Origin of the sequence: Nonomuraea sp. NPDC047529 (genome assembly GCF_040642995.1) — a bacterium.
GTDB lineage: Bacteria > Actinomycetota > Actinomycetes > Streptosporangiales > Streptosporangiaceae > Nonomuraea.
This window is the reverse complement of sequence record NZ_JBEYTJ010000026.1, coordinates 123,128-142,821: the sequence shown is the minus strand read 5'-3', so window position 1 is coordinate 142,821 and position 19,694 is coordinate 123,128. Positions and strand designations below refer to the sequence as shown.

The 19,694-nt window shown below is 72.0% G+C and carries 20 protein-coding genes; 10 read left to right on the top strand and 10 right to left on the bottom strand.

The window, feature by feature from the left end; translation table 11 throughout:
* Positions 1-7: 7 nt before the first annotated feature.
* On the bottom strand, positions 8-937 hold the full coding sequence (locus tag ABZ815_RS33865; RefSeq protein ID WP_357705248.1) for a zinc-binding dehydrogenase: 930 nt from the start codon (positions 935-937) through the stop codon (positions 8-10).
* A 76-nt stretch (positions 938-1,013) separates the two neighbouring features.
* Between ABZ815_RS33865 and ABZ815_RS33860 the strand changes: the two genes are divergently transcribed.
* A complete protein-coding gene (locus ABZ815_RS33860) occupies positions 1,014-1,670 on the top strand; it encodes a TetR family transcriptional regulator (RefSeq protein ID WP_357705246.1) in 657 nt (218 codons plus the stop codon).
* Here the strand turns inward: ABZ815_RS33860 and ABZ815_RS33855 are convergent.
* Positions 1,657-2,958: a M50 family metallopeptidase gene (locus ABZ815_RS33855; RefSeq protein WP_357705244.1), complete on the bottom strand. Its 1,302-nt coding sequence runs from the start codon at positions 2,956-2,958 to the stop codon at positions 1,657-1,659. The genes ABZ815_RS33860 and ABZ815_RS33855 overlap by 14 nt on opposite strands.
* Before the next feature lie 155 nt (positions 2,959-3,113).
* On the opposite strand from ABZ815_RS33855, the gene ABZ815_RS33850 reads away from it, so the two are divergent.
* Complete coding sequence (locus ABZ815_RS33850; RefSeq protein ID WP_357705242.1) at positions 3,114-3,710, top strand: response regulator transcription factor; 597 nt, start codon at positions 3,114-3,116, stop codon at positions 3,708-3,710.
* Positions 3,711-3,851: 141 nt separating this feature from the next.
* On the opposite strand, the gene ABZ815_RS33845 is transcribed toward ABZ815_RS33850, so the two are convergent.
* The gene (locus tag ABZ815_RS33845; protein WP_357705240.1) at positions 3,852-4,967 is read right to left on the bottom strand and encodes a PP2C family protein-serine/threonine phosphatase; all 1,116 of its coding nucleotides are present in this window, start codon (positions 4,965-4,967) and stop codon (positions 3,852-3,854) included.
* Between the two features lie 118 nt (positions 4,968-5,085).
* Between ABZ815_RS33845 and ABZ815_RS33840 the strand changes: the two genes are divergently transcribed.
* Together ABZ815_RS33840 and ABZ815_RS33835 are read left to right on the top strand one after the other, a co-directional pair.
* Positions 5,086-6,318, top strand: coding sequence for a GNAT family N-acetyltransferase (locus tag ABZ815_RS33840; RefSeq protein WP_357705238.1), 1,233 nt, complete (start codon positions 5,086-5,088; stop codon positions 6,316-6,318).
* Between the two features lie 71 nt (positions 6,319-6,389).
* Positions 6,390-6,545, top strand: coding sequence for a hypothetical protein (locus ABZ815_RS33835; RefSeq protein ID WP_357705236.1), 156 nt, complete (start codon positions 6,390-6,392; stop codon positions 6,543-6,545).
* Here the strand turns inward: ABZ815_RS33835 and ABZ815_RS33830 are convergent.
* Positions 6,542-7,009 (bottom strand): ribose-5-phosphate isomerase, encoded by a 468-nt coding sequence (locus ABZ815_RS33830; protein ID WP_352360446.1) that lies wholly within the window; start codon positions 7,007-7,009, stop codon positions 6,542-6,544. The two genes, ABZ815_RS33835 and ABZ815_RS33830, sit on opposite strands and share 4 nt — an antisense overlap.
* A 90-nt stretch (positions 7,010-7,099) precedes the next feature.
* On the opposite strand from ABZ815_RS33830, the gene def reads away from it, so the two are divergent.
* Positions 7,100-7,585 carry a peptide deformylase gene (gene def / locus ABZ815_RS33825; RefSeq protein WP_357705234.1) on the top strand — a complete coding sequence of 162 codons (486 nt, stop codon included), beginning with the start codon at positions 7,100-7,102 and terminating at the stop codon, positions 7,583-7,585.
* Between the two features lie 8 nt (positions 7,586-7,593).
* Here def and ABZ815_RS33820 read toward each other — a convergent pair whose 3' ends face one another.
* The gene (locus ABZ815_RS33820; RefSeq protein ID WP_357705232.1) at positions 7,594-8,997 is read right to left on the bottom strand and encodes an aldehyde dehydrogenase family protein; all 1,404 of its coding nucleotides are present in this window, start codon (positions 8,995-8,997) and stop codon (positions 7,594-7,596) included.
* A 129-nt stretch (positions 8,998-9,126) separates the two neighbouring features.
* Positions 9,127-9,747: a disulfide bond formation protein DsbA gene (locus ABZ815_RS33815; RefSeq protein ID WP_357705230.1), complete on the bottom strand. Its 621-nt coding sequence runs from the start codon at positions 9,745-9,747 to the stop codon at positions 9,127-9,129.
* 90 nt (positions 9,748-9,837) lie between these two features.
* On the opposite strand from ABZ815_RS33815, the gene pepN reads away from it, so the two are divergent.
* From pepN to ABZ815_RS33800, 3 genes are all read left to right on the top strand, one after another.
* Entirely contained in the window at positions 9,838-12,402 is a 2,565-nt protein-coding gene (gene pepN / locus ABZ815_RS33810; protein WP_357705229.1) for an aminopeptidase N, read from the top strand.
* A 94-nt stretch (positions 12,403-12,496) separates the two neighbouring features.
* Complete coding sequence (locus ABZ815_RS33805; RefSeq protein WP_357705227.1) at positions 12,497-13,927, top strand: protein kinase; 1,431 nt, start codon at positions 12,497-12,499, stop codon at positions 13,925-13,927.
* 29 nt (positions 13,928-13,956) lie between these two features.
* Complete coding sequence (locus tag ABZ815_RS33800; RefSeq protein ID WP_357705225.1) at positions 13,957-14,907, top strand: hypothetical protein; 951 nt, start codon at positions 13,957-13,959, stop codon at positions 14,905-14,907.
* Between the two features lie 18 nt (positions 14,908-14,925).
* Here ABZ815_RS33800 and ABZ815_RS33795 read toward each other — a convergent pair whose 3' ends face one another.
* From ABZ815_RS33795 to ABZ815_RS33785, 3 genes are read right to left on the bottom strand one after another with little or no spacing between them, the layout of a single operon-like run.
* Positions 14,926-15,288, bottom strand: a complete 363-nt coding sequence (locus ABZ815_RS33795; protein WP_357705223.1) for a DUF5130 family protein — start codon at positions 15,286-15,288, stop codon at positions 14,926-14,928.
* Positions 15,289-15,295: 7 nt separating this feature from the next.
* Positions 15,296-15,586: a hypothetical protein gene (locus tag ABZ815_RS33790; RefSeq protein ID WP_357705221.1), complete on the bottom strand. Its 291-nt coding sequence runs from the start codon at positions 15,584-15,586 to the stop codon at positions 15,296-15,298.
* Between the two features lie 53 nt (positions 15,587-15,639).
* A complete protein-coding gene (locus ABZ815_RS33785; RefSeq protein ID WP_357705219.1) occupies positions 15,640-17,046 on the bottom strand; it encodes an amidase in 1,407 nt (468 codons plus the stop codon).
* Positions 17,047-17,236: 190 nt separating this feature from the next.
* Between ABZ815_RS33785 and ABZ815_RS33780 the strand changes: the two genes are divergently transcribed.
* On the top strand, positions 17,237-18,013 hold the full coding sequence (locus ABZ815_RS33780; RefSeq protein ID WP_357705217.1) for a nuclease-related domain-containing protein: 777 nt from the start codon (positions 17,237-17,239) through the stop codon (positions 18,011-18,013).
* Between the two features lie 6 nt (positions 18,014-18,019).
* On the opposite strand, the gene ABZ815_RS33775 is transcribed toward ABZ815_RS33780, so the two are convergent.
* Complete coding sequence (locus ABZ815_RS33775; RefSeq protein ID WP_357705215.1) at positions 18,020-18,748, bottom strand: TetR/AcrR family transcriptional regulator; 729 nt, start codon at positions 18,746-18,748, stop codon at positions 18,020-18,022.
* 68 nt (positions 18,749-18,816) lie between these two features.
* Between ABZ815_RS33775 and ABZ815_RS33770 the strand changes: the two genes are divergently transcribed.
* Entirely contained in the window at positions 18,817-19,626 is an 810-nt protein-coding gene (locus ABZ815_RS33770; protein ID WP_357705213.1) for a thioesterase family protein, read from the top strand.
* Positions 19,627-19,694 lie beyond the last annotated feature (68 nt).

Sequence of the window (19,694 nt, the reverse complement as noted above, 5' to 3'; positions counted from 1 at the left end):
TGCTCTCTCACGCCAGGTCGAGCACCGCCTTGCCGTGCACGCGGCGTTCGAGGAGGGCGGTCACGGCCTCGGTGGCATCGTCCCAGCCGCCGCGCCAGGTGATCTCAGGGCTCAGCGTGCCGCCCGCGACCTGTCCGGCCAGCCAGGTCAGGTCGCGGCGCAGGCCCTGGCAGTAGAGCAGGTGAAACGTCACGAGCGAACGGTCGTGACGGTCGGCTCCGCCGAACAGGGCTCCGAACGGGAAGCTCTCCCCCTCGCCGGTGGAGTGGCCGACGGCGACCAGCGTGCCGCCCTCGGTGAGCTGGTCGAACGCCTCGACCAGCGGGGCGCCGCCGAGCAGGTCCAGGACGCCGTCGAGCCGTCCGCCGCTCTCCGCGGGGCTCGCGACGACCTCGTCCGCACCGAGCGCGCGCAGGGCGTCGCCGTGCCGGGCCGGGTCGCCGGTGGCGGCGATCACGTACGCGCCGCCGAGCCGGGCGAGCTGCACGGCGTACCGTCCGACGCCGCCCGTCGCGCCGGTGACCAGGACGCGCCGCCCCAGGATCGGCCCGAGACGGTCGAGCGCGCGCAGCGCCGTGGCGCCGGCGACCGGGATCGTGCTGATCGCGCCGGGGTCCGCGTCCTGCGGCGCCACCCCGATCCAGTCGGTCGACACGGCCCGCAGCTCGGCCCAGCCACCACTCTCGCCCACCGTGACCACGGGCGTGCCCGCGGCTGGCCCCGAGCCGTCGGCCGCGGCCTGGACGACGACCCCCGCGGTGTCCCAGCCCAGCACCGTGCCCTCGGGCGCCTCCTGGAGGCCGTGCCTGACCTCGCCGTAGTTGAGCGACGTGGCGGTGACCCGGACCAGCGCCTGGCCGGGCGCGGGCACCGGCTCGGGGGCCTCCCCCACCCGCAGGCCCCCGGGGACGGAACGGTCGACGATCAAAGCGCGCATGATGATGCCTTCCAAAGTGCCACTGAGTGGCATAAGCCTATAGGGGGCATATGCGCTCCGGCTACACTAGGGGACGATGACCGCCGATCTGCTGCCGCTCCGGGAGCGCAAGAAGCTCAAGACCAGGGCCGCCCTGGTGGACACCGCGCTCGCGCTGTTCACCGAGCGCGGCTTCGACCAAGTGACCCTCGACGAGCTGTGCGCGGAGGTCGAGATCTCCAAGCGCACGTTCTTCCGGAACTTCGCCAGCAAGGAGGAGGTCGCCTCGGCCCCGCTGGAGGCCCTGTGGACCGCGCTGCTCGGCGACGTCGAGCACGCGCCGCTCGGCGGCCGTCCCGTGCTGGAGGTGTTGCAGGAGGCGATGCTCGCGGCGGTGCGCCGGATGTCGGCGGAGGGGCCGGAATGGGTGGCCCGCGTGCGGCTCAGCCAGGAGCTGTCGCAGCGTACGCCGTCCATCGCCGCGCACGGGCTGCAGTTCTGCGACCGCACCAGCGCGGCCTTCGAGACGACCCTGCGTACGCGGCTCGGCCTCGGCGACCGCGACCAGCGGCCCAGGCTGGCACTCGACCTGCTGGTGGCGGCCTTCCACGCCGCCCTGCGCGGCTGGACCACCGGCTCGCCCGAGCCCACGCTGGACGGCCTGCTCGCCGAGCTGCGTTCCGTGTTCGCGGCCGTGCCCGAGGCGGTGACGTTCACCGGCGACGGGCCCGGCCGCCGGGTCAGCCGAGCGTGAGCGGGTTGACCAGGTCGGCGTAGACCAGCAGACCGGCCATGATGATCAGCACGAACGCCATCGCGTACGTGAGCGGCAGCACCTTGGCGATGTCGACGTGGCGCGGCTCGGGACGGCGCATGACCCTGGCGTAGCCGCGCTTGATCCCCTCCCACAGGCCGCCCGCGATGTGACCGCCGTCGAGGGGCAGCAGCGGGATCAGGTTGAACAGGCCGATCGCCAGGTTGAACCCGGCCAGCAGGCTGACGAAGGTGAACAGCTTGTTCGTGACGGAGGTGTCGGAGGCCAGGATCTCGCCGCCGAGCCGGCCCGCGCCCACGACGCCCACCGGGCCCTCGGGGTCGCGCTTCTCGCCGGAGAAGGCGGCGTTCCAGACGCCGACCATCTTCTCCGGCAGGTTGACCATCGAGCCCACGACGCGGCCGGTCAGGTCGCCCATGTAGCCCAGGACGTACCCCATGCTCTGCTTCTCGTAGACCTGGGAGGGCACGACGCCGAGGAACCCGACACCCTTGTCGATCTTGCCTTCGTCGGCCGTGCTGGGCAGGTCGCGGGCGATGAGGGTGACGTCGAGCGTCATCGGCCTGCCGTCGCGGACGATGCCGAGCTTGACCGGGCCGGCGCCGTGGCCGCGGATGAGGCGGGTGGCGTCCTGCCAGCTCGCGATCTTCTGGCCGTCGAGGGAGACCATGCGGTCGCCGACCTTGACACCCGCCTTCGCGGCCGGGGTGCGCTCGTCGGCGGGCGTGCACGTCTTGCGCACCTCGGTGGTGGGGATCACGCACGTGTTGGTGTCGGCCGACACGATCGGGGCCAGCTTGGGCAGGCCGATGCCGACCAGCAGGATGCTGAAGAAGATGAAGGCGAGCACGAAGTTCATCGCCGGGCCGCCCGACATGATGATGACCTTCTGCCACCACTTCTTGCGGTAGAAGACGCGGTCCTCGTCGCCGGGCCGCACCTCCTCCATCGCGGCGTCGCGGGCGGTCTCGATCAGGCCCTGCCACGGCCCGGTCGGCGCGCTGCGCAACCTGCCGGGGACGTCGCCCGGACGCGGCGGCAGCATGCCGATCATGCGGATGTAGCCGCCGAGCGGGATCCACTTGATGCCGTACTCGGTCTCGCCCCTGCGGATGGACCAGGCGGTCGAGCCGAAGCCGACCATGTACTGGGTCACGCGCACGCCGAAGATCTTGGCCGGCACGAGATGGCCCACCTCGTGCAGGCCGACGGAGACCATCAACCCCACCAGGAAGAGGAGGATCCCGGCGACAAAGAGCCAGTTCATCTACGCGCGCTCCAGGCAGACAGGCGGTCTCGACGTGTCCAGACTAGTCGAACTCATCACATCCCTCGGGCTTGTCCGCACTTTGGCGAATCCACGAGCCACATTGACAGTAAGCGATCAGCCGATCACCCTGGGAGACGATGGAGGGGGACGTCTTGATCCGCATACTCATCGCCGAACACCTGCCCTTGGTGCGACGCGGTCTGCAGGCCACGCTCGAAGCCGAGCCCGACCTGCGGGTGGTCGCCGAGACAGGCTGCCCCGACGGCGTGCTGCCCGCGGCACGGTCCAGCGCGCCCGACGTCGCGATCGTCGACCTCGACCTGCCGGGCCTGCCGGTCGCCACCCATCTGACCCAGCAGATCCCCCGCTGCTCGGTGCTGATCCTTTCCGCGCGGCCGAGCCCCGGCGAGGTGCGCAGGGCGTTCAACGGCAGCGTGCTGGGGTTCATGAGCCTGCGGGTGGCGCCCGAGCGGCTGGCCGAGGGGGTGCGCCAGGTCGCGGCGGGCGGCCGGGCGGTGGAGTCGGAGCTGGCGGTGGCCGCCCTGCAGTCGGCCGCCAACCCCCTCACCCGGCGGGAGCTCGACGTGCTGCGCATCGCGGCCGGCGGGGCGAGATCGACGGAGATCGCCGACCAGTTGTTCCTGTCGGTCGGCACCGTACGCAATCATCTGTCGCGGATCATGTGCAAGACGGGCGCCCGCAACCGGCTCGACGCCGTACGCATCGCCAGCGACAGCGGCTGGCTGTGAGAGCGGCCCACGGGAGCCGGACGAGGAGACGGGCCCGGTGGAGCCGCGCCGCTCCGCCGGGACCCGAACAGTCGAATGATCTCAGCCTGCCGAACCCGCTGCCAGTGACCGCCATCACGACCTGACCCGTGTGAAACGTCACTACGGACGCCAGATCAACACCAGCGCGCAGTCGTCGTTGTGGCCCGAGGACATCGCGTTGACCAGCGCCCTCGCGCCGTCGCGGAAGCCGGAGGGCAGCAGCCGTTCGGCCTCGCCGAGCAGCCGGTCGAGCCCGGCGTCGATGTCGCGCCCCGGCTGCTCGATCAGCCCGTCGGTGTAGAGCAGCAGCGCGTCACCCTTGCGCAGGGTGCCGCTGTCGGGCTCGCAGTGAAGGTCGGGCACCACGCCGAGCACCACGCCCTTGGCCGAGGCGACCTGCCAGTTGCCGGTGCCGGAGTCGAGCTTGACGACCGGCGGGTGGCCGGCCGAGGTGATCGTGTAGTCGCCGGTGGCCAGGTCGAGGCGTAGGTGCACGGCCGTCACGAAGCCCTCGTCGCCGCGCTGCCGGTGGAGGTAGGCGTTGCACGCGGGCAGGAAGTCGTCGACCGAGCCCAGCAGCCCGCCGAACGTGCCCGACAGCAGCAGCGCGCGGGTGCCGGCGTCGACGCCCTTGCCCGAGACGTCGACGAGGGCGATCTCCACGGAGTCGCCGTCGCGCATGGAGACCAGGAAGTCGCCGCCGAACGACGAGCCGCCGGCCTGCTTGAGCACCACCTTGGCGCCCCAGTCCTTGGGCAGCGGGGGCAGCTCGCCCTGGCTCTTGAGCCGGTCGCGCAGTTCCAGCAGCATCGCGTCGCCGCGCAGCCCCTGCACGCCGAGCTTGCCCCTGGTACGGGCCATCAGCACGGCCAGCACGGTGGTGAACACGATCGTCACCGTGAGCCCCAGCCCCACCCGCGCCACCCCGAGCGTGGCCGCGATGTAGGCCAGCGCGACGCCCACCGCCACCAGCAGCTTGACCAGGCTGCGCAGCCGCAGCTGCAACCCGCCGATCAAGGTGACCAGGATGAGCAGCGACGGCGAGAACCACTCGGTGGACACCTTCGCCGCCAGCAGCCCGATGACGAGCGAGAGCACGGTCAGGGTGATGAGCAGGTTGCGGTCGCGGGCCAGCGGCCCTCTCCGGAGGAACCGGACGGCAGACACCAGGAACGGCACCCGCACCAGGACCGCGCGGACCCGTGGCGGAATCAGCGGCGCCGGACGGGAACTCATGATGCGTGTGACTGTATCGGTCTGCCCCCTGTTTGGGCAGCCCACTTGACCAAGGCCTTGATCATTAAGCACGGATATTGGGTGGCCGTCCCCCTTTGCCCGCTCCTACCGTGGACGGATGACCTATCCGATCCGTCCCATTGACGAATCCGAGTGGCCGGGCTTCGCCGGCGTGCTCGCAGAGGGGTTCGGCTGGACGCCGCATCCCACCCAGGACGAGCGGTTCAAGGCGGCCACGGAGTTCGACCGCACGCTGGTCGCCTTCGACGGCACCACCATGGCGGGCGTCACGTCCGTCTTCAGCCTCACGATGACGGTCCCCGGCGGACGCCAGATCCCCGTGGGCGGCGTGACCGCGGTCGGCGTGCTTCCCTCGCACCGCCGCCGCGGCGTGCTGTCCGCGCTCATGCGCCGGCAGCTGTCCGACATCCGCGACCGGGGCGAGTCGGTGGCCGCCCTCTACGCCTCCGAGTCGCTGATCTACGGCAGGTTCGGCTACGGCAGGGCGGCCAGCGAGCTGTCGTACCGCATCGACAAGCACCGCTCGGCCTTCGTGCGGGACGCCCCCACGGACCCCGCGCTCAGGATCAGGGTGGTCTCCCCCGCCGAGGCCAGGAGCGACTTCGAGAAGCTGTTCTCCGAGGTCGTGACCCGGCGTCCGGGACGGTACGCGCGCAACCGGCACATCTGGGACGGGATGCTCGCCGACGAGGAGCACGACAGGGACGGCTGGGGCTCGCTCCGCGCGGTGCTCGCCGAGGACGACGGCAACGTGCGCGGCTACGCGCTGTTCCGCACGAAGTCCGCCTGGGACCCCAACGGCGTGGCCAACGGCGAGCTGCGGCTCATCGAACTGGAGGCGGCCGACCCGGCGGCCTACGCCCTGCTGTGGCGCAACGTGCTGGACCGGGACCTGATCACCAGGCTGGAGGCGTACGCCCGGCCGGTGGACGACGCCCTGACCGCGCTGCTCGCCGACTCCCGGCAACTGCGCGCGACCTGGTCCGACGAGCTGTGGGTACGCCTGGTCGACGTCGACGAGGCCCTGACCGCCCGCGCCTACGCGGCCCCCGTGGACCTGGTGATCGAGATCGAGGACGACGTGTGCCCGTGGAACGCCGGCCGCCGCCGGCTCACCGCGGGCACCGACGGCGCGCAGTGCAAGCAGGTGGACGACGAGCCGGACCTGACGGTGCCGGTGTCCGCGCTCGGCTCGGCGTACATGGGGGACGGCCTGCTCGGCGCCCAGCTCGACGCGGGCCTGCTGCGCGAGCGCACGCCGGGCGCGGTGCGGGCGCTGGCCGCGGCCATGGCCTGGACCCCCAAGCCACTGGCCGGGCTGGTGTTCTGATCCCCGGAACAAGACCGGAGACAAGGCACAGGACAAGGCACAGAACGAGACCCGGAGCGTAAGCTCGGAGCATGGCCCTGCAAAGTCTGCAGATCACCGCGACCATCGCCATGCGGGCCCGCGACGTGTCCAGGCCGTCGAAGGAGCAGCAGGAGGCCGCCGACCGGCGGCCCCTGCGCGACGAGACGCCACGGCGCGAGGCCAGGCGCAAGAGCGAGCCCGCCTAGGGCAGCGAGGGCAGCTGGCCGATCGTCTCGTAGGTGGTCAGCTGCGCGATGCGCCTGCTGTGGCGCTCGCTGCCGGAGAAGGAGGTGGTCAGGAAGACCTCCACGAACCTGGTCGCCTCCTCGGTCGTGTGCATGCGGGCGCCGATGCTGACGACGTTGGCGTTGTTGTGCTCGCGAGCCAGGGAGGCGGTCTCCTCGCTCCAGGCCAGGGCCGCGCGGATGCCGCGCACCTTGTTGGCCGCGATCTGCTCGCCGTTGCCCGAGCCGCCGATCACCACCCCGAGGCTGCCGGGGTCGCCGGCGACGCCCTCGGCCGCGCGCAGGACGAACGCGGGATAGTCGTCCTCGGCGTCGTAGACGAAGGGACCGCAGTCGGTCACCTCGTGGCCGTGGTCCTTGAGCCAGGACACGAGGTGGTTCTTGAGCTCATAGCCGGCATGGTCGGCACCGATGTAGACACGCACCCGTCCAGTCTTCCACAGCCCCGCCGATCCCACTCGCTGGCTAGAGTAAGGACCCCAACCGTTCCCCAGTCCTTACGAAAGTGGAGACGCATGCGTGAGATCCGCGTCATCGGCGATCCGGTGCTGCGCACGCCCGCCGAGCCCGTCACCGACTTCGACCGCGAGCTGCGCCGCCTGATCGAGGAGATGTTCCAGGCGATGTACGCGGTCAACGGCGTCGGCCTGGCCGGCCCGCAGATCGGCGTGTCGCGGCGGCTGTTCGTCTACGACATCGCCGGCCGCAAGGGCCACGTCGTCAACCCCGTGCTCACCGTCGACGACGCCGAGGAGGTCTCCGACGAGGAGGGCTGCCTGTCGGTGCCCGACCGCCGCACCGGCACGCCGATCTACGCCGCCGTCGCGCGGGCGGCGGGCGTCACCGTCGAGGGGCTCGACCGGCTGCAGCGGCCGGTGCGCCTGAAGGCCCGCGGCTCGCTGGCGCGCTGCTTCCAGCACGAGACCCAGCACCTCGACGGCAAGCTGTACGTGGACCGCCTGCCGAAGGACGAGGCCCGCAAGATCATGCTCCGCGCGTAGGCCGGGGCCTACAGCTGCAGCGACTTGATCTCCAGGTACTCCTCCAGGCCGAACTCGCCCAGCTCGCGGCCCACTCCCGACTGCTTGTAGCCGCCGAAGGGGGCCAGCGGGTTGAACTGGCCGCCGTTGACGACGACCTGACCGGTGCGCAGCCTGCGCGCGACGGCGACCGCGCGCTCCTGGCTGCCCGACCAGACCGCCCCGGCCAGGCCGTACCTGGTGTCGTTGGCGATCTCCACGGCCTGGCCCTCGCTCGTGTACGGGATCAGCGCCAGCACGGGCCCGAAGATCTCCTCCTGCTCGATCGTCATGCCCGGCTCGACCGCGGCGAAGACCGTGGGCTCGACGTAGAAGCCGCGTTCGCGGGGGCGCTCGGTGCCGCCGGCGACGAGCCTGGCGCCCTCCTCCTGACCCCGGTTGATGTAGCGGACCACCCGCTCGCGCTGGGCCGCCGACACCAGGGGCCCGACCCTGGTGGCCTCGTCGAAGGGGTCGCCGACGGTGTACTTGCGGGCCGCCTCGACGGCCAGGCGGACGGCGTCGTCGTACTGGTCGCGGTGGACGATCATCCGGCTCCAGGCCGAGCAGGTCTGGCCCGCGTTGATGAAGCAGTTGGCCACCCCGACCTTGACGGCCGTGGCGAGATCGGCGTCGGGCAGGACGATGTTGGCCGACTTGCCGCCGAGCTCCAGCGCCACCCGCTTGACGGTCTCGGCGGCGAGCGCGGCGACCCGGCGGCCGGCCGCGGTGGAGCCGGTGAAGGAGACCATGTCCACGTCGGGATGGGCGGCCATGGCCTCGCCGACGACCGGGCCGCGTCCGCTGACCAGGTTGAACACCCCGGGCGGCAGGCCTACCTCGTCGAAGATCTCCGCCAGCGCGTACGCCGCGAGCGGCGCCACCTCGCTCGGCTTGAGCACGACCGTGCATCCGGCGGCCAGCGCGGGGCCGACCTTGCAGATGATCTGGTGGAGCGGGTAGTTCCAGGGCGTGATCGCCGCGACGACCCCGATCGGCTCCTTGACCAGCAGGGAGTTGCCGATGCGGGACTCGCGCGGGTAGCTCTCGGCCATCTGCGCGTAGGAGGACAGCACGGCCGCGGGCATCAGCGTCTGCACCTTGAGCGCGAAGCCGAGCGGCGCGCCCATGTCGGTCGCGATCGTCCGCGCGACGCTCTCGGCGCGCTGCTTGAGCAGCTCGGCCGCGGCGCCGAGCAGCTTCCCGCGCTGCGTCGCCGACGTGTCGGACCAGACGGGGAACGCCTCGCGCGCCGCCGACACCGCCGCCTCGACGTCGTCGGGGGTGCCCGCGGGCACCCGATCGATGATCTCCTCCGTGGCCGGGTTGGCGACCTCGATGGACTCGTCTGACGTAGAGGCGTTCCAGGAACCGCCGATGTACAGCTGGCGCATGGGGCCATCCTCGCGTGCACGTCGTGGACTGGCGACAGCATGGACCGGGCAGAGGGGGATTCCTTATCCTCGGCGCGCCCGAGACCTACCGCCAGGGTAGGAGTCTTACCCCGGCGGCGGAAGACATATCTAGTCGAAGGTGGGCTGTCTGGTACGAGTCCGCTTCAGCTCGAAGAAGTCATCGAACTCGGTGACGAGAAGAACGCCGTCCCACAGCCTGCCCGCGTCCTCGCCCTTCGGGATGGACGTGATCACGGGACCGAAGAAGGCGTTGGCGCCGACGCGGATGACCGGGGTGCCGACGTCCTGGCCGACCAGGGTGATGCCCTCCTGGTGGGAGGCGCGTACGTCGTCGTCCCACTCGGTGGAGTGGGCGGCGGCGGCGAGGTCGCGGCTGAGGCCGATCGCCTCCAGGGAGTCCTCGATGAGCTCGCCGAGGCGGCTGAGGTCCTTGCTCCCGCCCTGGTTGTGCAGGCGGGTGCCGAGCTCGGTGTAGAGCGGGCCGACGACCTTGTCGCCGTGCGCGGCCCGTGCCGCGGCCACGACGCGGACGGGTTCGATGGCCCTGGCGATGGCCTCACGGTAGGAGTCGGGCACGTCATTGCCCTCGTTGAGGACGTTGAGGCTCATCACGTGCCAGCGCGGCTCGATGGCGCGAACCTTCTCCACTTCGAGAAGCCATCGTGACGTCGCCCAGGCAAATGGGCAGAAAGGATCGAACCACAGGTCCACGGGAATCTTCTCAGTCACGTGGGGCCATAACCTGAGGGTGTCGAGGTCCTATTCCCGGCGTGGCAGGATACCGACAAACTACAACGAAGTGGTGAAAAGGAGCGCAACTTGGCAGGGAACCTGACCCGGGACGAGGCTCGCGAGCGCGCCCGGCTGTTGACGGTCGAGTCGTACGACGTCGCACTCGACCTGACGGAGGGGGACGAGCGCTTCGAGAGCGTCACGACGGTGCGCTTCACCAGCACCAGCCCGGGCGCCTCCACCTTCATCGACCTCCACGGCGCCAACGTGCGCAAGGTCACCCTCAACGGCGTCGACCTCGACGTCTCCGCCTACGACGCCGAGAAGGGCCGCTTCCCGCTCCCCTCGCTGGCCGAGTCCAACGAGCTGCTGGTCGACGCCGACTGCAGCTACATGCGCACGGGCGAGGGCCTCCACCGCTTCGTGGACCCGGTCGACCAGAAGGTCTACCTGCACAGCCAGTTCGAGACGGCCGACGCCCACCGCATGTACGCCTGCTTCGACCAGCCCGACCTCAAGGCCGTCTTCCAGCTCACCGTGCTGGCCCCGGCCGACTGGGAGGTCGTCTCCAACGGCGCCGCGGCCAAGGTGGAGGACCTCGACGGGCACTCCGGCCGCCACGGCGGCGTCGAGGCGGCCAGGCGGTGGGAGTTCGAGGCCACGCCGGTGATCTCCACGTACATCACCGCGCTGGTGGCCGGGCCGTACTACAAGGTCACCTCGGAGCACGACGGCATCCCGCTCGGCCTCTACTGCCGCGCCTCGCTCGGCGAGCACCTCGACGCCGACAACCTCTTCGAGGTCACCCGGCAGGGCTTCGACTTCTTCCACCGGGTGTTCGGCGTCCGCTACCCGTTCACCAAGTACGACCAGCTCTTCGTGCCCGAGTTCAACGCCGGCGCGATGGAGAACGCGGGTTGCGTGACGTTCCTGGAGGACTACGTCTTCCGGTCCCGCGTCACCGACGCGGTCGTCGAGCGGCGCGCCGAGACGATCCTGCACGAGATGGCCCACATGTGGTTCGGCGACCTGGTCACCATGCGCTGGTGGGACGACCTGTGGCTGAACGAGTCCTTCGCCACGTACGTGTCCGTGCTGGCCCAGGCCGAGGCCACCCGGTGGGGCAACGGCGCGTGGACCACGTTCGCGAACGTGGAGAAGTCCTGGGCCTACCGCCAGGACCAGCTTCCCTCCACCCACCCGATCGCCGCCGACATCCCCGACATGCAGGCGGTCGAGGTCAACTTCGACGGCATCACGTACGCCAAGGGCGCCTCGGTGCTCAAGCAGCTCGTCGCCTACGTCGGCCTGGACAACTTCCTGGCCGGGGTGCGCGACTACTTCGCCGAGCACGCCTGGGGCAACACCGAGCTGAAGGACCTGCTCGCCGCCCTGGAGCGCACCTCGGGCCGCGACCTGTCGTCGTGGTCGAAGGAGTGGCTGGAGACCGCCTGGGTCAACACGCTGCGTCCCTCCTTCGAGGTGTCCGACGGCCGCTTCACCTCCTTCGAGGTGCTGCAGGAGGCCCCGGCCGACTACCCGACGCTGCGCTCGCACCGCATCGCGATCGGCCTGTACTCGCTGGTCGACGGCGTGCTCACCCGGACCAAGCGGGTCGAGCTCGACGTGGTGGGGGCCCGTACGAGCGTGGCCGAGCTGGTCGGCGCCGAGCAGCCCGACCTGGTGCTGCTCAACGACGACGACCTCACCTACGCCAAGATCAGGCTCGACGAGCGTTCCCTGCGCACGCTCGTCGAGGGCGGCATCGCGGCCTTCACCGACTCGCTTCCGCGCGCTCTGTGCTGGTCTGCGGCCTGGGACATGACCCGCGACGGCGAGATGTCCACGCGCGACTACGTCAGGCTGGTCATCTCCGGCGCCGGCACGGTCTCCGACATCACGGTCCTGCAGGCGGTGCTGCGCCAGGCGCGGCAGTCCGTCCAGCAGTACGCCGACCCGGCCTGGCAGGCCGAGGGCCAGGCGCTGCTGGCCGCCGAGCTGCGCTCGCTGCTCGGCTCCGCGGCGCCCGGCTCCGACCACCAGCTCGCCTTCCTCCAGGCGTTCGCCCCGGTGGCGGTCTCCGCCGCCGACCTCGACCTGGTGCAGGCCATCCTCGACGGCACCGGCGTGCCCGAGGGGCTGACCGTCGACGCCGACCTGCGCTGGACGCTGGTGGCCGCGCTGGTCTCCGGCGGCCGGCTGGACGAGGCCGACATCGAGGCCGAGCTGCGGCGCGACCCTACGGCGACGGGTGAGCGGTCGGCGGCGCTGTGCCGGGCCGCGATCCCGACGGCCGAGGCCAAGGCGGCGGCCTGGGACCGGATCGTGGGCGGCGAGCTGGCCAACCACATCGCCCGCAGCACCATCGCCGGCTTCCAGGACCCGCATCACACCGGGCTGCTGGAGCCGTACCGGGAGAAGTACTTCGCCGAGGTCGGGCGTGTCTACCAGGAGTGGACGTTCGATCAGGCCTCGACGTTCGCCGTGGGCTGCTTCCCCACGCTGCTCATCGAGCCCGCCACGGTCCAGGCCGCCCAGGACTTCCTGGCCGCCGAGCAGCCGCCGCAGGCCCTGCGCAGGCTGATCCTGGAGGGCGCCGACGGCGTCAGCCGCGCCCTGCGCAACCGCGAGACCGACGCCGCGTCGGCCTGATCCACCCGGGTCCCCGCCACGCCCGGCGGGGACCCGGCTTCGCGCTGCGCCGAATACGGCCTGAGCACGGAGAGTGGGTGTTAGCCTCAAGTACGTGCTAGGCGCCGGTACCACGCTCAACGACCGCTACGTGCTGGCCGACCGCCTCGGCGGCGGCGGCATGGGCGAGGTCTGGCGTGCCGACGACCTGGTCCTGGGCCGGGCCGTCGCGGTCAAGGTGATGATGCCCGCCCTGTCGGAGAATCCCACCTTCACCCAGCGCTTCCAGAACGAGGCCAGGGCCATGGCCACGCTCAGGCACCGCGGCGTGGTCGGGGTCTACGACTACGGCGTCCACGAGGCCGACGGGCGCCGGGTCAGCTACCTGGTCATGGAGTACGTGCGGGGCGAGTCGCTCGACCGCGTCCTGCGCCGGGGCCCGCTCGGCCCCCAGGAGGCCATGCGCCTGATCGCCGAGGTGGCCGACGCGCTGGCCGCGGCCCACGCGCAGGGCATCGTCCACCGCGACGTCAAGCCGGCCAACCTCATGGTCAGGCCCGACGGGCAGGTCGCGCTGACCGACTTCGGGGTCGCCCACTCCGCCTCGGCCGGTCACCTCACGGCCACCGGCACCATGCTCGGCTCGGCCGCCTACTGCGCGCCGGAGATGGCCGCCGGCAACGAGGTCACGCCCGCGGTCGACGTCTACGCGCTGGGCGTGGTGGCCTACGAGTGCCTGACCGGGCGGCTGCCGTACCAGGGGGAGACCCCTGTCCAGATCATCTTCAAGCACCTCAACGCGCCCGTGCCCGAGCTGCCCGCCGAGCTGCCCGCGGCCGTGCGCCAGGTGGTGTCGCGGGCGTTGCAGAAGGACCCGGCGCAGCGCTGGCCGTCGGCCTCCGACATGGCGCGGGCGGCCCGCGCCTCGGTGAGCGGCGCGGCCCTGCCGGTCGACCTGCCGGTCAACACGTCTCCCGTCACCACGTCCTCGGTGTCCGCGTCCACGACGAGCGGTCCCCACCCGGGCCTCCAGCCGACGGGCGTCATGCCCGCGGCCGACGCCGGATCGCCGTTCACCATGCCGTCGGCCCCGGCCGGCCGCACGTCCCGCCGGCGGCGCACGCTGACGGCCCTGGTCACCATGGCCGCCGCCGTCATGGTCTCGGCCGCGGTGGCGGGGTCGGTGTGGCTGCGTCCGGCCGAGCCGGCGAGCACGGGCGAGGTGCTGCCGCCCGCCGAGGAGACCACGCAGGCCCACACCCCGAGCAGCCCGGAGCACACCACCAGGCAGCCCGTGCCGCCGACCAAGGCCGCGCCGAGCGCCAAGCCGAGCGGCACCGCCAGCGCGACGCCCGGCCCGACCGTGGCCCCCACCACCCCGAGCGCCACGCCCTCCATCTCGCCGAAGCCCACGCCCACCGCGACCACCGCCGAGCCCGAGCCGTCGCAGGAGCCGAGCCAGCCCGGCCCGGAGGAGCCCACGGACGAGCCCACGGTCACCAGCCCGCCGGAAGACGTCCAGTGCGTGCGCGCCCCGTGTCCGTGACCGTTCCAAGATCGTGAGAAAGTCATCGCGTGGATTCGACTCGTGAGCTGCTGATCGCCCTCGCCCGCCGGTACGCCTTCGCCGACCTGGGCGCGCTCGCCCCCACGGCCGAGATCTCCGACGTGTGCGAGTTCGGGCAGCGGCTGCTCTCGCTCGACGCCGAGGACTTCGCTGCCGAGGCCAGGTCCGTGCCGGCCGACCTGCGCCGGCTCGCCCGCGCCTGTCACATGCCGCAGACGCCGCGGGAGCAGCCGCGCGGGGCCCTGGAGTCGCTCAAGCCCGCCTACGGCCTGCTCCTTGAGGTGATCGCCGTCCGCTGGCACCGGCGCGAGCTGAGCCCCATGATCGCGGCCGTGCACATCGCCAGCGAGTACCTGCCGCTGCTGGCCTTCGAGCCGCAGCTCGGCCACGCCGGCGACCCGGCCCGCTGGCCCGCGGGGCTGAGCGCGCCCGGGAGCAGGTTCGGCGTGATCGGCGACCGGGAGTGCGACCACACCAAGTCCGAGCAGTCGGCCACCAACCGCACGCTGCGGGTGTCGGTCGAGCCCGGCGAGGGCTGGCGGGCCTACTTCGACCGGCAGCACAGCCAGCTCGCGGGCGCGCTGGCGGTGTGCGTCGCGACCTGCCGCAACCCGTGCACGGCCATGGACTGGATCGAGCCCGAACCGCGCGCCGACCTCCAGGTGCGCGCCCGTACGGCGCTGACCTTCGCCGAGACGCCGCTCGTCCGGCTGCGGCACGCCGCGCCCGTCGGGCACGGGTTCGGGGTGCCGTCCCCGGAGGAGGTGCTCGACGCCTGGGAGCGCAGCCGGGCGGCGCTGGACAAGAACGCCGTGGGCGCGGCGGCCACCGCGGACGACGACTTCCCGCTGCCCGGGCTGCCCGCGCTGTTCTCGGCCGTGGCGGGGGCGCCGATCGAGCCGTCCGGGCTGCTCGCCGGCGTCAGCGACCACGTCGTCACCCTGCTGCAACGCGCCTGACGACCGCTGCGGCGCAGGTCAGTGGCGGGTCGTGGCCTGTTCGCCGAGGGCGGCGATGCCGTACAGGAGGCCGCCGACCAGGTCGCCGGCGCTGAAGGCGGTGGCCATCGACAGGGCGGTGAGCCGGCAGGCGCCGTCGCTCAGCCGCCGCCTGGCGTTCGGGCCCGTCACGATCTCCAGGGCGCGTCCGGCCGGATCGACGAACACCAGCACGGCGTCGGCGGCCTCGGCGCCCAGGGCGGCGTGCAGACGCTCGGCGAAGTGCCGCCGGGCGCCGACCGGCTCGCCCAGGAACACACCGAAACGCAGCCCGCTGCGCCGCTCAGCGCCCTGGACGGCCTTCCGGAGGTCGTCGGCCTGGGCCGTCGTCAGCGTGCGCATCGCCGGATCACCATCCCGCCGAAGCGCCGCCGAGGCGCCCGTCGGGCTCGGCGGTCGCCGCCGAGGCCGGCCAGTCGTGCTCGGACGCCCGCGCCCAGGGCGCGACGCCGTCGGCCAGCACCAGCCCCGACGTGCTCACGCCGTGCTCGCTCCCGGACGGCCCGCCCACCCACACCGGCCCCGCCTCCGCCACCCTGGACGAACCACGCCCCGGCACCATGACCAGCAGGCTGATCAGGACGAACAGCCCTGAGGACACCCCGAGGAGAAAGAGCAGACTTTCCGCTGCGCTGTTCACACGACGAACGTAACCCTCGGCCGGGGGCCCGGCCAGACCCAGGCCGCGACCGCCTACCAGACGACCGGCCGCCGCTCCCCCCAGAAGCCGCCCCTGGCCGCCTCGACCTGGGCCGACAGCGAGATCAGAGTGCCCTCGCCACCGATCCGCCCGGCCAGCATGACGCCGATCGGCAGGCCGTCGCCGCTCCAGTGCAGTGGCAGGTTCACCGCGGGCTGGCCGCTGACGTTGTAGATCGCGGGGAAGGCGGCGAAGCGCTTCATGCGCTCGAACGTCTCCTCGACGTCGTCCACGTCCTCGAACCAGCCGATCGGCCTGGGCGGCTGGGTGAGGGTCGGGGTGAGCACCGCGTCGTAGGCGTTCGTGATCGCGAGCGCGCCCCGGGTGGCGAGCTGGAGGGCCGCCTGGGCCTGGAGGAACGCAGGTGCGGGGGTGGCCAGGCCGCGCTCGCGCAGCCATCGGGTGAGCGGCCGGAGCAGGTGCCGCTGGTCGTCGGCGACCGGGTGCATGCAGGCGAAGGTGTACCAGAGGGTGACGAACTGCGGCACGAGGTCCACGCCGAACGGCCTGGGGATCTCGACGACCTCGTGCCCGAGGCCGGCCAGGGTCTCGGCGGCGTCCTCGTACGCGGCCAGCACCTCGGGGTCGATCTCGGTCCCCGGCACGACGGGGTCGGCGTAGCGGGCGATGCGCAGCCGTCCGGGGTCGCGGCCGGCGCAGTCGAGGAACGTGCCCTCGTGGCGGGGCGCGAGGTAGAGGTCGCCGGGCTCGTTGTGCGCCATCACGTCGAGCAGGGCCGCCGCGTCGGCCACGGTACGGGCGATCGGGCCGTTCGTGGACATGCCCGCCAGGTCGGGGATGATCGGGGCGAAGCTGATCCGGCCACGGGTGGGTTTGATGCCGTACAGGCCGCACGCCGAGGCCGGGATGCGGATCGAGCCCGCGCCGTCGCTGCCCTGGGCGGCCGGTGCCAGCCCGGCGGCCACGGCGGCGGCCGCTCCCCCGCTGGACCCGCCGGCCGAGGTGCCGAGGTCCCAGGCCGAGCGGGCGGGCGGCGAGACGTCGGTCTCGGTGTAGCAGGGCAGCCCGAACTCGGGGGTGGCGGTCTTGCCCAGGATGACCGTGCCGGCCTCGCGCAGCCGCGTCACGACGGTGTCGTCCACCGGCGCGACGAACCCCCGGTACACCGCCGACCCGAACGTGATCGGCACGTCCTTGACCAGATTGAGGTCCTTGACCGGGATCGGCACCCCGGCCAGCGGCCCGTCCGGCAGGTCCTTCTCCAGGCGTCGGGCCTGGTCGAGGGCCTGTTCGGCGGTCACGGTGACGTACGCGCCGACCTGCGGATCGATCCGCTCGATCCGGTCGAGATAGTGCCGGGTCAGCTCGACCGGTGAGACGTCACGGTCGCGGACGGCCCGGGCCTGCTCAAGCGCGGAAAGCTCATGAAGTTCTCGCACGATCGGCACACTAGGCATCTCTAGAGAAGAACGTAAGACATACCCCGAAAACATGAGTGGAACACGATGAGCTGGGCCATAAAACTATGGACAGGTCAACACTAGGAATCGTTCCGATCTCCGGGCTACGGTGAGTTACGTGGACTCCGACAACCAGCGAGAAGACGGTCACAATGCGTCACCCATCTGGGTGAGCGACCGGCCAGAGGGCGAGCAGACCGCCGCCGCGACGCCATCGGCGCCCACGACCACCTACGCGCCCGTGGAACGCGCGTCCATGCGTGACCTGCTCCAGCAGCCACGGTTCCGCCGCCTGCGCAACCGCGCGCTCGTGGCGGTCGGCGTGGCGGTCGTGGTGGGCTTCCTGTTGCGCGACTGGCGCATGGGAGTGACCGCGGGGGTGGTCGCGGCCATCCTCGAAACGGTCTACCGCGCGCGTTCCCATTCCACGGTGCCGGCGTGGCGGCGCGCGTCCGTGGCCGAACGGCGTACCGAGGGGCAGCTCCGCAGGCTGGAGCGCAGCGGTTACCGCACCCTGCACGCCAGGGCGATCCCAGGCAGCGAGGCGCAGATCGACCACCTCGTGGTGGGGCCGACCGGCGTCTACGCGGTCGACTCCGAGAAGTGGGACAAACGGCTTCCCGTCCGCGTCCAGTCGGGCAAGAAGCTGTTCCACGGTCCCTTCGACATGAAGCCGAGGCTCACCGAGGCCAAGTGGGAGGCGTCCCAGGCGAGCGAGCTGATCAGCAAGGCGTTCGGCCGCGAGGTCGTCGTCGTGCCCTCGCTGGCCATCTACGGGCCGCCCGTGCCGTGGAAGATCATGACCATCCGCGGCGTGGACGTCTACCAGGGCGACCGGGCCCGCAAGTGGATCACCAAGCGGGAACGGGCGCTGACCCCGGCCGAGATCGACCGGCTCTACGACATCGCCGCCCAGGTCCTGCCCGCCAGGTACGGCGAAGGCTAGGACGGCCTAGGACGGCCGACGGACCTCGCGGAGTTCCGCTCCGCGGGGTTCTTTCACGTCCGCCGACAGCCGGGCGCCGAAGTCGTCCAGTTCGGCGGCCAGCACGTCGCTGGGCGGCAGCGCGCCGGGCAGGCGGGACGCCAGCGCCGTGCCCATCCCGGCGATGCGCACGATGTGGTCGATCAGCGCCTCCCGGTCCTCGGGCCACGGGAACGACGGCTGGGCGATGAGCAGCGAGACGCAGCCGTGCATGGACGACCACAGGCCGAGCGCCAGCTTCTCGGGGTCGCCTTCGAGCACGCGGACGGCCACGCAGGCGGCGACGGCCGCCACCATGTGGCGGAAGCACTCGGCGGCGGCCGGCGGCACGCCCTGCGCGGTCGAGGGCCGCATCATCAGCACCCGGTACTGCACGGGATGGTCCAGGGCGAAGCGGGCGTAGGCCCGTCCGCAGCGGCCCAGCGCGAGGAACGGGTCGCCCGTCAGGTTCTCGCGGAACAGGCGGCCGAGCTCGTCCCACACGCGCAGGCAGACCGCCTCCAGCAGCGCTTCCCGGTCGGCGAAGTGCAGGTAGACCGAGGGGGTGGACACCCCGGCGCGCTGGGCGACGGCGCGCAGGGTGAGGGCGTCCTCGGTGCCGGACTCGGTCAGCAGGTCCTCGGCCGCGCGCAGGATCTCCTCCCGCAGCAGGCCGCCTTCTCCGCGCCGGGCGCGCACACGTTTCGCAGCGGTCATGGACCTCACATTGACGCCGTCAGGTTGACGGTGTCAAGCTGACCTTCTGCGGAAGGGATATCGCGAAAATGGGGACTTTCGGGGAGGCGACCGCGCTGGTCGCCCGCGGCGCGGACGAGTTCGGCGCCACGCTGGACGCCCAGTGGAGCGTGGGCACCAAGCTGCACGGCGGCTACCTGCTGGCCGTGCTGGCCCGCGCCGCCTGCCAGAGCACCGCCGGCGAACGGCACCCCCACGTGACCGCCGTGAGCGGCGCCTTCCTTGAGCCGCCCGTGCCGGGCCCGGCGGACGTGCGCGTGGAGCCGCTGCGGATCGGCCGCAGCGTGGCCCAGGTCCGGGTCTCGCTGGCCCAGGAGGGCAGGGTGCGCGTCGAGTCGCACGTCACGCTGGGCGTGCTGGACGACGGCGACCCCTGGTGGTCCGCGCTCCCGCCGGTCGAGCTGCCGCCCGAGGAGGACTGCTTCCTCGTGCCCGTCGAGGCGCCCGGCGCGGGCTTCGCCGTGCCGCTGATGGCCGTGGTGGAGGAGCGCGTCGATCCGGCCCATCTGGCGTTCGTGTTCGGCACGCCGGCCAGGAAGGGCGTGATCGCGACCTGGCAGCGCCTGGCCGACGGCACCGACTGGGACCCGCTGAGCCTGCTCGTGGCGCTGGACCCGGTGCCGCCGGTCTCGTTCGAGCTGGGGCTGTCCGGCTGGGTGCCGACGATCCAGCTCTCGGCCTACGTCCGCCGGCTGCCCGCGCCCGGCCCGATCAAGGTCCGCCTGTCGGCCACGGACGTCGGGGGCGACCGCATGGACGAGGTGGCCCACGTGTGGGACTCCAAGGGGCGGCTGGTGGCCCAGGCGACGCAGCTGGCGGCCGTACGGTTGCCGGACTGAGGTGTCCGGTTGATGGACACGTGTCTCAGCCGCCGGGCGGGTGGCCGTAACATGTGAAGACTCGCCTC